The following is a 12525-nucleotide window of genomic DNA, read 5'->3' on the forward strand; positions in this document are numbered from 1 at the left end:
TGCGGGGCGAGCCGCTTGTCTCGCCCGTCCTTCGGACCCCCAAGGGGGAGAGGAGACTACGAGCGCCGGCGCCAGCTTTCTCTTCTCCCCTTGGGGAGAAGGTGGCCGCGAAGCGGCCGGATGAGGGGGAGTCCCCGCCGCACGGCAAATTGAGAACCTCTTCCCGGCCTGCGTCGTATATATTGCAACAACAACAGGAGATCAGAACATGACCGGTATCGAAAAGACACGGCCGTTCTTCACCCGCGGCGCGATGGCCGTGCTCGGTTTTGCGGCGGTGGCGGCGGCCGCCTTCTGGCAGACGCCGGCGCGCTCGGCCGAGGACGCGGTGGTGATCCCGCCGCCGGCAATGGACGAAAAGGCCGCCCCGGGCAGCGAGACGGCGATCTTCGCCGGCGGCTGCTTCTGGGGCGTGCAGGGCGTGTTCCAGCACGTCAAGGGCGTCAGCAAGGCCGTTTCCGGCTACACCGGCGGCGCCAAGGATGACGCCGTCTACGAGACAGTCGGCACCGGCCGCACCGGCCACGCCGAATCCGTGGAAATTACCTACGATCCGTCGAAGGTGACCTACGGCCAGCTGCTGCAGGTCTATTTCTCGGTCGCCCACAATCCGACGCAGCTGAACTTCCAGGGCCCGGATTCCGGCACCCAGTACCGCTCGACCATCTTCGCCGAGAACGACGCGCAGAAGAAGATCGCGCAGAGCTACATCGAGCAGCTCGACAAGGCCAAGCTCTATCCGGCGCCGATCGTCACCACGATCGAGACCGGCAAGACCTTCTATCCGGCCGAGAACTACCACCAGGATTTCCTGACGCTGAACCCGACCTATCCCTACATCGTCTACAACGACCTGCCCAAGGTGGCGAACCTGAAGCAGCTGTTCCCGGCGCTGTACAGCGACAAGCCGGTGCTGGTGCTGTCGGCCAGCAATTGAGGTTTGCGGCCTTCTCCCCGTCACTATACGGGGAGAAGGTGCCGGCAGGCGGATGAGGGGCGGCGCCGGCATCGAGAGGTATGGGACCAAACGGTCCCCTGGTTGACAGGGTTGCGCTGCCCCTCATTGCCCTGCCGGGCATTTCTCCCCGTATAGCGACGGGGAGAAGACGCTCCTCAATCGTACGTCAGATCCGTCGCCTTCCCCCCGAACACCCGGTAGGCGTAGAACGAGTAGAAAATGATGATCGGCAGCACCACCACGGTGCCGGCCAGGATGATGGCCAGGCTTTCGGTTGCCGATGCCGCCTGCCAGATGGTCAATTTATCGGGCACCACGAACGGGTAGAACGACCAGGCAAGACCGGCAAAGCCGAGCGCGAAGATGGCGGCCAGCGTCAGGAACGGCGTCAGCGCATGGCGGTCGTCGGGCTTCGGCAGATGGAAGGTCTGCCGCCACAGCCACAGGAACAGGAGCGCCGACAGGATCGGCAGCGGCGAGAGATAGAGCATCTGCGGCCAGACGAACCATTTGTCGAAGATGCGCGGGCTGGCGAAAGGTGTCGCCAGCGACACCGCCGCCATGCCGAGCGCGGTCAGCACCAGCGCGGTGCGCAGCCAGCGCACGGCCTTCTTCTGCAATTCGCCCTCGGTCTTGTAGATCACCCAGGCGGCGCCCATCGCCGCGTAGGCGGCGGCCAGGCAGAACGCCACCAGCACGCCGAAGGCCATGCCGCCCAGGCCGACATCGAGGCCGAGCACATAGACGCCCAGCATATAGCCCTGCGCCAGCGAGGCGATGACGGAGCCGAGGAAGAAGATGCGGTTCCAGCGATGCTTCTTGCCGCTCGGCACCTTGGCGCGGAAATCGAAGGCGACGCCGCGCAGGATCAGCCCGACCAGGAGCACGAAGACCGGAATGTAGAGCGCGGTGAGGATGACGCCATGCGCCATCGGGAAGGCGACCAGCAGCAGGCCGACGGCCAGCACCAGCCAGGTCTCGTTGGCGTCCCAGAACGGACCGATGGCCGCGATCATCGTGTCCTGCTCTGTGTCCTCGGCCACGGCGAACAATATGCCGATGCCGAGGTCGAAACCGTCGAGAATGACATAGATCAGGATGGCGAGCCCCATCAGTCCGGCGAAGATCAGGGGGAGAGCGGTTGGCCAGTCGAAGCTCATTTTTCTTACTCCCCAGCCGCCGGCTGCGACATGGCTGCTTTCATCACCCCCGGCAGCGGTGATGAATCACCATCCTTGGCCGCCTTCAGCGCCAGATGCACCAGCACGCCGAGATAGGCGATCAGCAGCAGCACGTAGAGGATGAGATAGACGGCCAAGGTCAGCGCGACATGGCTGCCGGCCACCGGGCCGACGGCGTCGGCGGTCTTCAGCACGCCGGTGACCAGCCAGGGCTGGCGGCCGATCTCGGTCGTGTACCAGCCGGCCAGCGTCGCCAGCCAGCCCGACAGCGCCATCGGCACCATCAGCATGGCGAGCGGCTTCGGCAGGCTGTGCCGGCGCTTGAGGAAGAAGGCGGCCGACCAGGAGACGGCGAGCATCAACAGCCCGGTGCCGACCATGATGCGGAAACCCCAGAACACCGGGAAGACCGGCGGATGGTTGCCGGGATAGGCGTCGAGGCCCGGCACCACGCCGCTTGTCGAGTGCCGCAGCACCAGGCTGGCGCCGTCGGGAATGGCGATCTCGAATTTGTTCTCCTTGGCCGCCTCGTCGGGCAGGGCGAACAGCACCAGCGGCACGTTGGGGCCGGTGTTCCAGTTGGCCTCCATGGCGGCGATCTTCTGCGGCTGGTGCTCCAGCGTGTTCAGCCCGTGCTGGTCGCCGGCAAAGATCTGGATGGGGATCAGGATCGCCGCGGTGAAGACACCGGTGCGCAGCGCCTTCCACATCGATTCCGAGCGGTCGCCGTTGAGATACCGCAGCGCCGACAGGCCGGCGACGAGGAACGACACCGTGAGACCCGAGGCGAGCAGCATGTGGACGAGGCGGTAAGGCATGGACGGGTTGAAGACGATGGCCCACCAGTCGACGGCATGCGCCTTGCCGTCAATCATCTCGAAGCCGGCCGGCGTCTGCATCCAGGAATTCAGCGCGATGATCCAGAAGGCCGACAAGGTCGTGCCGCCGGCGACCAGCACCGTCGCCAGCGTGTGGACGCGGTTGGAGACGCGGCGGAAGCCGAACAGCATGATGCCGAGGAAGGCCGCTTCGAGGAAGAAGGCGGTCAGCACCTCATAGGCCAGCAGCGGCCCGGCGATGTTGCCGACCTTTTCCATGTAGCCCGGCCAGTTGGTGCCGAACTGGAAGCTCATGGTGACGCCGGAGACCACGCCCATGGCGAAGGACAGCGCGAACACCTTCACCCAGGTGAAATAGGCGCGCATCCAGGCGGAATCGTTGGTGGCGTTGTAGCGCAGCTTGAAGAACAGCAGCACCCAGCCAAGTGCAATGGTGATCGTCGGAAACAGAATATGAAACGAAATATTCGCGCCGAACTGGATGCGCGACAGTATGAGCGGGTCCATGGCGGGCTCCGGCTGCTATTTGCTGGCGGCAGCGTATGCCCGTAATGCGAGTTGGTCAAAGCGGCGTCCTGCCGCGAGGCTCAACGCCACAGGACAATTTTACCGGTTGCGGCGGCCTTTAGGCGCCAGTCTCCGGCACTGCGCCTAGCGCATCCGCGAATTTGCGCATCAGGCGCACCAGCTCTTCGATGTCATGCGCATCCCAGGTCTCGAATATGGCGCGGCCGATCTTCTCGCGCGCTGCGTCGACGAGATCGGTCATCGCCTTGCCCTTCGGGCTGATCGCCGCCTCGCGCACGCGCCGGTCGGCGGCACTGGCCTGGCGCTGCACCAGGCCCAGGCTCTCGAGCTTGGCGACCTGGCGGCTGACGGTCGTGTAGTCGCGCCCGACACGGTCGGCCATCTCGACGACGCCGATCGGCCCGAAACGCTCTATGCCGACAAGCAGCGGGAACAGCGCCCGGTCGAGCGGAATGCCGGCCGCCTTGATCAGCAGCTCATCGCGCTGCGGCCGGTTCATCAGGCCGACAATATCGAGCACCGCTCCATGGACCTGGCGCAGCTGATCGGAGATATGTGTATTTTGCACGTTTTTTGTTGACGGCATGCCGGGACTCCTCATATGTGCATTATACACATAATTCGGAAAGCAGAAAGGCAGACCATCATGAAAGCCGCGATTGTTTCGAGCGCCGGGCAGACACCGGTCTACGGCGATTTCCCGGACCCCGTGCCGGCACCGGGTGAAAATCTTGTCACGGTGACCGCCACCGCCATCAGCCATGTCGTCAAGAGCCGGGCCTCGGGTTCGCATTACAGTTCTGCCGGCCAGTTTCCCTTCATCGTCGGCATCGATGGCGTCGGCCGGCTCAAGGACGGCAGCAAGGTCTATTTCGCGCTGCCCAGGGCGCCCAATGGCAGCATGGCGGAGCGGACCGTCGTTCCCGAGGCGCATTGCGTGGCGCTGCCGAACGGGCTGGACGACATCACCGCCGCCGCCATCGCCAATCCGGGCATGTCTTCCTGGGCCGCCTTCACCGAGCGGGCAAAGCTCAAGCCGGGCGAAACCGTGCTGGTCAACGGCGCCACCGGCACTGCGGGTCGCCTCGCCGTCCAGATCGCCCGGCATCTCGGCGCCAGGAAAATCATCGCCACTGCCCGCAACGCAGCCGCGCTCGACGCGGTCGCGGCGCTTGGCGCGGATGTGATGATCCCGCTCATCGAGGACAGGGCGGCTCTTGAGGAAAATTTCAAGCGGCAGTTCAAGGAGGGCGTGGATGTCGTCGTCGACTATCTCTGGGGCAGCAGTGCGCAACGCCTGCTGATCGCCGCCGCCAAGGCCGGTGCCGACGCCGTGCCTATCCGCTTCGTCCAGATCGGCGCCGTCAGCGGGTCCGATATCACCTTGCCGAGCGCGGTTCTGCGCTCATCCGCGATTGCCCTTATGGGCAGCGGCATCGGCAGCGTCCCCTCAACCGCTTCATCGCCTGCACCGGCGATCTGCTGCGCGCCGTGGTGCCGGCCGGCCTTCAAATCGACACCACCCCGGTTCCGCTGGCGGATGTCGAACAGGCATGGGCCAGGGATGACAGCACAAGGCGCACCGTGTTCACGCTGGGCTAAGGCAATGGCCGTCCCGCGCTGGCTGTCCAGAACTGTCAGCAGCGCCATTGACTTGCGGTTGCATGCGACGACATTCGGCCTATATCAGGGGACCTCTTTCAGGCAGCCGTTTTCAGCCCATGCCCTCCATTCTGTCCATTTCCGGGGTCTCCAAGACCTACGCCACCGGCTTCACCGCGCTCAAGGAAGTCAATCTCGACATCGAGCGCGGCGAGATCTTCGCGCTGCTCGGGCCCAACGGCGCCGGCAAGACGACGCTGATCTCGATCGTCTGCGGCATCGTCAACCGTTCGACCGGCACCGTCACGGTGGACGGCCACGACATCGGCAAGGATTACCGCGCCGCGCGCAGCCTGATCGGCCTTGTGCCGCAGGAACTGACCATCGATGCTTTCGAGAGCGTCTGGGCGACGGTCAACTACAGCCGCGGCCTGTTCGGCAATCCGGCCAATCCAGGCTTCGTCGAGAAGGTGCTGCGCGATCTGTCGCTGTGGGACAAGAAGGACGCCAAGGCGATCACGCTGTCGGGCGGCATGAAGCGGCGCCTGATGATCGCCAAGGCGCTGTCGCATGAGCCGCGCATCCTGTTCCTCGACGAGCCGACGGCGGGTGTCGACGTCGAGCTGCGCCAGGACATGTGGGAGATGGTGCGCCGGCTGCGTGAGGATGGCGTCACCATCATCCTCACCACCCACTATATCGAGGAAGCCGAAGCGATGGCCGACCGCGTCGGCGTCATCAACCGCGGCGAAATCATCCTGGTCGAGAACAAGGCCGAGCTGATGCGCAAGCTCGGCCGCAAGCGGCTGGTGATGGAGCTGCGCAATCCGCTGACCGCCATTCCCGAAACCTTCTCGCGCTATGCGCTGGAGCTGTCGCCCGACGGCGGGCAGCTCACCTACACCTATGACAACCAGGCCGAGCGGCCGGGCGTCGCCTCGCTGATCCGCGATCTCGAGGCGTCAGGCATCCAGTTCCGCGACATCGACACGCAAAACAGCTCGCTCGAGGAGATCTTCGTCAATCTGGTGAGGAAAGACGCATGAACCTGCGCGCAGTCTGGGCGATCTACCGGATGGAGATGGCGCGTGCCTTCCGCACCGTGCTGCAGAGCATCGTCTCGCCGGTCATCTCGACATCGCTGTACTTCGTCGTCTTCGGCTCGGCCATCGGCTCGCGCATCACCGAGATCGACGGCATCAGCTACGGCGCCTTCATCGTGCCGGGGCTGATCATGCTGTCGCTGCTGACGCAGTCGATCTCCAACGCCTCCTTCGCCATCTATTTTCCGAAATTCGTCGGCTCGATCTACGAGCTCCTGTCGGCGCCGGTCTCCTATCTCGAGATCGTCATCGCCTATGTCGGCGGCGCGGCCACCAAGTCGATCATCCTCGGCCTGATTATCCTCGCCACCGCCTCTTTGTTCGTGCCGCTCACCATCCTGCATCCGTTCTGGATGGTCGGCTTCCTGGTGCTGACGGCGGTGACCTTCAGCCTGTTCGGCTTCATCATCGGCATCTGGGCGAAAAGCTTCGAGCAGCTGCAGCTGGTGCCGCTCCTGATCGTCACGCCGCTCACCTTCCTCGGCGGCAGCTTCTATTCGATCCACATGCTGCCGGGCATCTGGAAGACGATCACGCTGTTCAACCCGGTCGTGTACCTGATCAGCGGCTTCCGCTGGAGTTTTTACGGCAAGGCGGACGTCTCGGTCGGCGTCAGCCTCGGCATGACGCTGGTCTTCCTGGCCGCCTGCATCGCCATCGTCGCCTGGATCTTCAAGACCGGCTACCGGCTGCGCAACTGACTTCACTGCGACCAGTACTGCCAGGCCCAGTAAAAGCTTTCGTCGCGCGGCGGCAGGCGGTCGCGGCCGGCCTGGAATTGCACCGGCGCCGGCGAGCGCTCCTGCCTCGCCGCCTTGTCGTCGGATGCAAGGCCGAGCAGCCAGGCGCCGAAATGGGCGAACAGCACGGCGGTGGAATGGGTCGTCATCGTCATTCTCCTGCGCTTTGCGGTTGATCATTCCCGCCCCGCCCACGGGACGAGCGCGCGCTCGATCCGGCGGATGGTGAATTCGAGCACGAAGGCGATGGCCGCGATCACCAGAATGCCCATGATCACCACGTCGGTGACAAGGAACTGCGCCGCCGACTGGATCATGAAGCCAAGTCCGCGCGTCGCCGCCACCAGCTCGGCCGCGACCAGCGTCGACCATCCGGCGCCGAGCGCGATGCGCAGCCCGGTCAGGATCGAAGGCAGCGCGCTGGGCAGGATGACGTGGCGGACCACCTGGCGCCTGGTCGCGCCGAGCGAACGCGCGGCGTTGATGCGTTCCTGCGAGACGCCACGGACGCCCGACGCGGTCGACAGCGCCACCGGCGCCAGCATGGCAATAGCGATCACCAGGATCTTCGACGGCTCGCCGATGCCGAACCAGATGACGACGAGCGGCAGATAGGCGAGCGGCGGAATCGGCCGCAGGAATTCCAGCAGCGGATCGAAGATGCCGCGGCCGACCGTGCTGATGCCGATGGCAAGACCCACCGGCACCCCGATGAGGAGCGCCGCCACCAGCGCGGCAAACACGCGGCCAAGGCTGGCGACAGTGTGCTGCAGCAGCGTCGCGTCGACGAAGCCGTCCCTGATAACCACGATGAACTTGTTCCACACCGCGACCGGCGAGGGCAGGAACACCGGCGACACCAATTGCAGGCGGGCCGACAGCGCCCACGCCGCCAGCACCACCAGTATGGTGACCGCGCTGATCATGCGCGCCGAAACGCCCCGGCGTTTCGGGCTCGGCCGCGACCACGGCACCGACAGGCCGTCGGTCTCTTCGGTGCTGGAGCCGGGCCGCTCGGTGTAAGAGGAAATGGTCATGCCGCCTCTCCCTCGAAGATGGCGTCGGTCAGTTCGCCGCGCGCCGCGGCAAAGGCCGGGTCGGCCTTGATCGCGCGGATGGCCTCGCCCGAGGCGTAGCGCCTGGAGAAGCCGGGCTCGAAGGTCCGCACCACGCGGCCCGGGCCTGGCGCCAGCACGACGATGCGGGTGGCGAGCACCAGCGCCTCCTCGATGCCGTGCGTGACCATCAGCACGCCGRCATGGCTTGCCGTCCAGAGGTCGAGCAGCGTCGTCTGCATGCGCTCGCGCGTCAGCGCATCGAGCGCGCCGAGCGGCTCGTCGAGCAGCAGGAATTGCGGCTCGGCGGCGAGCGCGCGGGCAAGGCCGACGCGCTGGCGCATGCCGCCGGACAGTTCCCAGATGCGCTTGTCGCCGGCGTCGCCGAGCTTGACCAGGTTCAGCAATTCATCGGCACGGCGCGCGCGCTCGGCCGGCCTGATACCGCGCAGGCGCAGCGCGAAGGCAACGTTTTCGCGCGCGGTCAGCCAGGGAAACAGCGCATCGTTCTGGAACACCACAGCCCGGTCGGAACCGGGTGCCGTGATCGGCCGGCCGTTGATCGTGGCGCTGCCGCGCGCCGGCGTGACCAGGCCGGCGGCGACGTTGAGCAGCGAGGTCTTGCCGCAGCCGGAACGGCCGACAAGCACGACGAAATCATGCCCGGCGACGTCGATCGACACGCGCTCGACGGCGGGGGCCGGCTGGCCGTCGTAGTGGATCGAGATCTTGTCGAACACGAGATGCGGCATGGGGCCTCTCAGGAAGGTCATTGAACTCGCCCGCCCCGAAACCGCGCCTCGTCAGCGGTTCCGGGGCAGGCGGCACGCGCGGCGTCAGGGAAGGAGATCCCCGCGCGTTCAGGTGACGCCCGGCGCTCAGTTCGAGGCCAGCGCCTCGGTGACGTATTTCGATGTCACATATTTCGAATAGTCCGGCAGCACGGCGTCGACCTTGCCCTGCTCCTTGAGGAAGGCGGAGGCCGCAGCGACCGCCTTGACCGTGCCGCCGCCGAGGAATTTGTCGGAGGCCTGCTCTTCAAGCGTCGGGAAGACATAGCCCTTCAAGAGCTCCGGCACCTCTTCCAGCTTGGCGCCGGTAAGCTTGGCGATCTTGCCGGCCTCAGGCGACGACACCGACCAGGCGTCGGGCTTGGCGAGGTACTCGGCATAGGCAGCGCCCGTCACCTTGACGAAGTCGCGCACCGCTTCCGGGTTCTTTTCGGCAAAATCGGTGCGCACGATCCAGGCGTCGAAGGTCGGCGCGCCCCAGGCGGCAACCTGCGCGGAATCCAGCACCACCTTGCCTGATGTCTTGATCTGGCCCAGCGCCGGATCCCAGACGTAAGCCGCATCGATGTCGCCGCGCGCGAAGGCGGCGGCGATTTCCGGCGGCCTGAGATTGAGGATCTGCACCGATTTCGGATCGACATTCTCGTGCTTCAGCGCGGCAAGCAGGCTGTAATGCGTGGTCGAGACGAAGGGCACGGCGACCTTCTTGCCGGCGAGGTCGGCGACCTTCTCGATGCCGGCGCCGTTGCGGGCGACCAGCGCCTCGGACGGACCGATCAGGCCGACGACGAAGATGGTCTGGATCGGCAATTCGCGGCTGGCGGCCGCGGCCAGCGGGCTCGACCCGACATAGCCGATATCGACCGAGCCGGAAGCGACCGCGGCGATGACATCGGCGCCGGAATCGAATTTGCGCCAGTCGATCGTGGCCTTGGTCGCCTTTTCATAGACGCCGTCGGCCTGCGGCACCTTGGAAGGCTCGACCACCGTCTGGTAGCCGATGGTGATCTTCAGGTCCTCGGCCAAAGCCGGGCTGAGAAAGGCGGCCCCAGCAAGGGCAGCCGACGACAGAAGGAGAATGCGTCGCGAAATGGTGGACATCAAAAGGCTCCATGAAAACAGAGAAAACCGGATTGCCCTATGATAGTCCGCTAATTCTATCGTTCTTGTAGAGTTAAATCCTTCCAACGAAGGCGGGTTTGTTGAAAAAAACTTGTCGGTGTCGGAGGACCAGAGCGCAAAGGGCGGCTGCAACCGCTGTCATCATCCCCGATGACAACCGAACGGGGAATGGCTGTCCGCGAGCCCCCGATTTCGTCATACTAGGGCGAAGGTGGGAAGGGCTCGGGCAATTCTACAATCGTCCGCGCCCATCCCCTACGAAACGAAAATTTTCGCTTTTGCCAAGCACCACGAAAATCCATGCCTCGAACAGCTGCGGAATTGACAACCCATTCCGGGTGTTCGAGGTTAAGTATAGTATCCTTATCGACATGAGGGATTGGAGACGACGATGAGCGGGCACCCCACCACCATGATCGCTCGCGGCATGCGCCGGCTCCCGGCGCCGCGGGAGTTGGCGCAAGGCAGGGCTGTCCCGCGCGGAACCGTTTGTCGCCTTGTCGCCGTCGCGATGCATTCCTGTGCTGTTATTGGCACAAAGGCCTGACAAAATGGCTATTGCGGCTTGAAAACGAAGCAAATTCAACGTTTCTCGGCTTGTACATCATGTCACTAGAATTTATGTGTCATGGATGCTTGGGCGCGGCGGGGAGGCTCGCCAGGCGTTTCGTAACGGATGGCTTCACGCCATCGCAGGACAGAGAAACGTTCGGTCAATGCTCACCAAAAAAGGCAAGTACGGCCTCAAGGCGCTGGTCCACCTCGCGCACATGCCGGCCGGGCAGCTGGCTTTCGTCAACGACATCGCGACCGGCAACAACATCCCGAAGAAATTCCTCGACGCCATACTGGGCGAATTGCGCAATGCCGGTTTCGTCCAGAGCCGCAAGGGCAAGGATGGCGGCTACCGCCTGGCGCGGCCGGCCGACGAGATCAAGGTCGGCCATGTCGTGCGCGTCCTCGACGGGCCGCTGGCGCCAATTCCTTGCGCCAGCCGCACCCAATATCAGCGCTGTGAAGACTGCAACGAGGCGACATGCCAAGTCCGACATCTGATGCTCGAGGTCCGGCAGGCGATCGCCGAGGTGCTCGACCAGCGCAGCCTCGCCGAGATGCGCGACATCGGCCTCGACGAGCTTACGGTCGCGAGGGAGATCGACGACCTTCCCCTGGCCGCGAAGGTCCAGGCCTGACGCCTCGCCTTTTGCGGAGGCGCGCATGAGCGGGCGTGCCAATTCGATCATCCCAAGTTCCATCATCATTGTCGGCGGCGGCGCCTCGGGCGTCGTGATGGCCGCGCATCTCCTGAAATCGTCCAATCCGGATCTGCGCGTCACGCTGATCGAAAAGCGCCCGCATTTCGGCCAAGGCATCGCCTATTCGACGCTGCTGTCGGCGCATGTGCTGAATGTCAGCGCCGCCGGCATGAGCGCCTATGCCGACGATCCCGGCAATTTCTGGCGCTGGCTGCAGGGGCGTGGCCTGGTCGACCCGGAGCAGACGCCACAGACACCTTTCTACGCGCCGCGCAGCCTCTATGCCCGCTATCTCGGCGAATTGCTCGACGAGCTCGAAGCGCGCGAACAGCCGAGCGGGCGGCTGCGCCTGATCCACGAAGAGAGCCTGTCGATCACGCCGACCGCCTCCGGCGTCGAGGTGGCGCTTGCCAACGGCACCAGCGTCGTCGCCCATCTGGCCATACTCGCCACCGGCCATGACGAACAGCCGGCGCAAGGCCATGCGATCCGCATGGGCTCGGAGGCCGACACCGCGCTCGATCCGGAAAGCCCCGTTCTGGTGCTGGGCACCGGGCTCAGCATGGTCGACGCGTTCCTGGCGCTGGAACAGCGCGGCCATACGGGACAAATCATCGCCGTTTCCCGGCGCGGCCTGCTGCCGTCGCCGCACCGCAAGGGCAATCCGATCAAGCTCGACGTCGCCGACATTCCGCTCGGCACCCAGCTGTCCTATTTCGTCGGCTGGTTCCGCGACCTGATCCGCGAGAACCAGAAGGCCGGCGTCGACTGGCGCGACGTGGTTGACGGGCTCAGGCCGTTCAACCAGAAGATCTGGCAGAACTGGCCGGCCTCCGCCAAGCGCCGCTTCGTCGAGCACACCAAGGCCTGGTGGGACATCCACCGCCATCGCATGGCGCCGGAAGTCTACGCAGAGGTGACGCAAGCCGTGCAGTCGGGCCGCATCCGGCTTGTCGCCGGCCGCGTCGTCGGCATCACACCCGGCGAGACACTTGCCGTCGACGTCCAGTCGCGCCACAGCCAGCTTGTCGAGACTTTTGAGGTCGCCCGCATCTATGATTGCTCGGGGATCGTGCGGGACATTTCGACCTCGTCGAACAGCGTGGTGCGCTCGCTGGTCGACCGCGGGCTCGCGCGGCCCGACCCTATGCGCATCGGCCTCGACGTCTCGGCCAATTGCGAGATCATCGCCGGCGACGGCACGGTCTCGCGCAAGATCCTCGCCGTCGGCCCGCTGACGCGCGGCACCTTCTTCGAGATCGACGCCATCCTCGACATCCGCGTCCAGTGCGCGCGGCTGAGCAAGCAGTTGCTGGGGTGAATTTATGGTCGGGCTGCGCTCTACGGCGC

General features: G+C 65.0%; 14 protein-coding genes and 1 pseudogene. 6 read left to right on the top strand and 9 right to left on the bottom strand.

Annotated features, from left to right (window positions below; all coding sequences use genetic code 11):
* The first annotated feature begins 208 nt into the window (after window positions 1–208).
* A complete protein-coding gene (gene msrA, locus AC1DPX_RS04775) occupies window positions 209–937 on the top strand; it encodes a peptide-methionine (S)-S-oxide reductase MsrA (RefSeq protein ID WP_477234939.1) in 729 nt (242 codons plus the stop codon).
* A 176-nt stretch (window positions 938–1113) separates the two neighbouring features.
* Here the strand turns inward: msrA and AC1DPX_RS04780 are convergent, their stop codons facing one another.
* The 4 genes from AC1DPX_RS04780 to AC1DPX_RS04795 all read right to left on the bottom strand — a co-directional run bounded on the left by AC1DPX_RS04780 (window position 1114) and on the right by AC1DPX_RS04795 (window position 4706).
* The gene (locus tag AC1DPX_RS04780) at window positions 1114–2118 is read right to left on the bottom strand and encodes a cytochrome d ubiquinol oxidase subunit II (protein ID WP_477234941.1); all 1005 of its coding nucleotides are present in this window, start codon (window positions 2116–2118) and stop codon (window positions 1114–1116) included.
* 5 nt (window positions 2119–2123) lie between these two features.
* Complete coding sequence (locus tag AC1DPX_RS04785; protein ID WP_477234943.1) at window positions 2124–3485, bottom strand: cytochrome ubiquinol oxidase subunit I; 1362 nt, start codon at window positions 3483–3485, stop codon at window positions 2124–2126.
* Window positions 3486–3603: 118 nt separating this feature from the next.
* Complete coding sequence (locus AC1DPX_RS04790; protein WP_202357058.1) at window positions 3604–4092, bottom strand: MarR family winged helix-turn-helix transcriptional regulator; 489 nt, start codon at window positions 4090–4092, stop codon at window positions 3604–3606.
* 281 nt (window positions 4093–4373) lie between these two features.
* Window positions 4374–4706: a hypothetical protein gene (locus AC1DPX_RS04795; RefSeq protein WP_477234945.1), complete on the bottom strand. Its 333-nt coding sequence runs from the start codon at window positions 4704–4706 to the stop codon at window positions 4374–4376.
* Here AC1DPX_RS04795 and AC1DPX_RS04800 point away from each other — a divergent pair.
* A pseudogene (locus AC1DPX_RS04800) lies at window positions 4633–4890 on the top strand (quinone oxidoreductase family protein); the annotation flags it as partial. The gene AC1DPX_RS04795 and the pseudogene AC1DPX_RS04800 overlap by 74 nt on opposite strands.
* Here the strand turns inward: AC1DPX_RS04800 and AC1DPX_RS04805 are convergent.
* A complete protein-coding gene (locus AC1DPX_RS04805; protein WP_477234947.1) occupies window positions 4776–5156 on the bottom strand; it encodes a hypothetical protein in 381 nt (126 codons plus the stop codon). The pseudogene AC1DPX_RS04800 and the gene AC1DPX_RS04805 overlap by 115 nt on opposite strands.
* Window positions 5157–5227: 71 nt before the next feature.
* Here AC1DPX_RS04805 and AC1DPX_RS04810 point away from each other — a divergent pair, with 71 nt between their 5' ends.
* Window positions 5228–6154: an ABC transporter ATP-binding protein gene (locus AC1DPX_RS04810; RefSeq protein ID WP_477234949.1), complete on the top strand. Its 927-nt coding sequence runs from the start codon at window positions 5228–5230 to the stop codon at window positions 6152–6154.
* Entirely contained in the window at window positions 6151–6912 is a 762-nt protein-coding gene (locus AC1DPX_RS04815) for an ABC transporter permease (protein ID WP_202357061.1), read from the top strand. The genes AC1DPX_RS04810 and AC1DPX_RS04815 overlap by 4 nt, the downstream gene beginning before the upstream one ends.
* A gap of 2 nt (window positions 6913–6914) precedes the next feature.
* Here AC1DPX_RS04815 and AC1DPX_RS04820 read toward each other — a convergent pair whose 3' ends face one another.
* The 4 genes from AC1DPX_RS04820 to tauA form a co-directional block, all read right to left on the bottom strand.
* Window positions 6915–7100: a hypothetical protein gene (locus AC1DPX_RS04820; protein WP_477234951.1), complete on the bottom strand. Its 186-nt coding sequence runs from the start codon at window positions 7098–7100 to the stop codon at window positions 6915–6917.
* A 27-nt stretch (window positions 7101–7127) separates the two neighbouring features.
* Window positions 7128–7988, bottom strand: coding sequence for an ABC transporter permease subunit (locus tag AC1DPX_RS04825; RefSeq protein WP_477234952.1), 861 nt, complete (start codon window positions 7986–7988; stop codon window positions 7128–7130).
* Complete coding sequence (locus AC1DPX_RS04830; RefSeq protein WP_477235753.1) at window positions 7985–8758, bottom strand: taurine ABC transporter ATP-binding protein; 774 nt, start codon at window positions 8756–8758, stop codon at window positions 7985–7987. The genes AC1DPX_RS04825 and AC1DPX_RS04830 overlap by 4 nt, the downstream gene beginning before the upstream one ends.
* 126 nt (window positions 8759–8884) lie before the next feature.
* Window positions 8885–9898, bottom strand: a complete 1014-nt coding sequence (gene tauA / locus AC1DPX_RS04835; protein ID WP_477234954.1) for a taurine ABC transporter substrate-binding protein — start codon at window positions 9896–9898, stop codon at window positions 8885–8887.
* Between the two features lie 737 nt (window positions 9899–10635).
* Here tauA and AC1DPX_RS04840 point away from each other — a divergent pair.
* Window positions 10636–11112: an RrF2 family transcriptional regulator gene (locus tag AC1DPX_RS04840; protein WP_477234956.1), complete on the top strand. Its 477-nt coding sequence runs from the start codon at window positions 10636–10638 to the stop codon at window positions 11110–11112.
* Between the two features lie 25 nt (window positions 11113–11137).
* Entirely contained in the window at window positions 11138–12496 is a 1359-nt protein-coding gene (locus tag AC1DPX_RS04845) for an FAD/NAD(P)-binding protein (RefSeq protein WP_477234958.1), read from the top strand.
* The last annotated feature ends 29 nt before the right edge of the window (window positions 12497–12525 follow it).

It is taken from the genome of Mesorhizobium sp. 01N446, assembly GCF_056399285.1.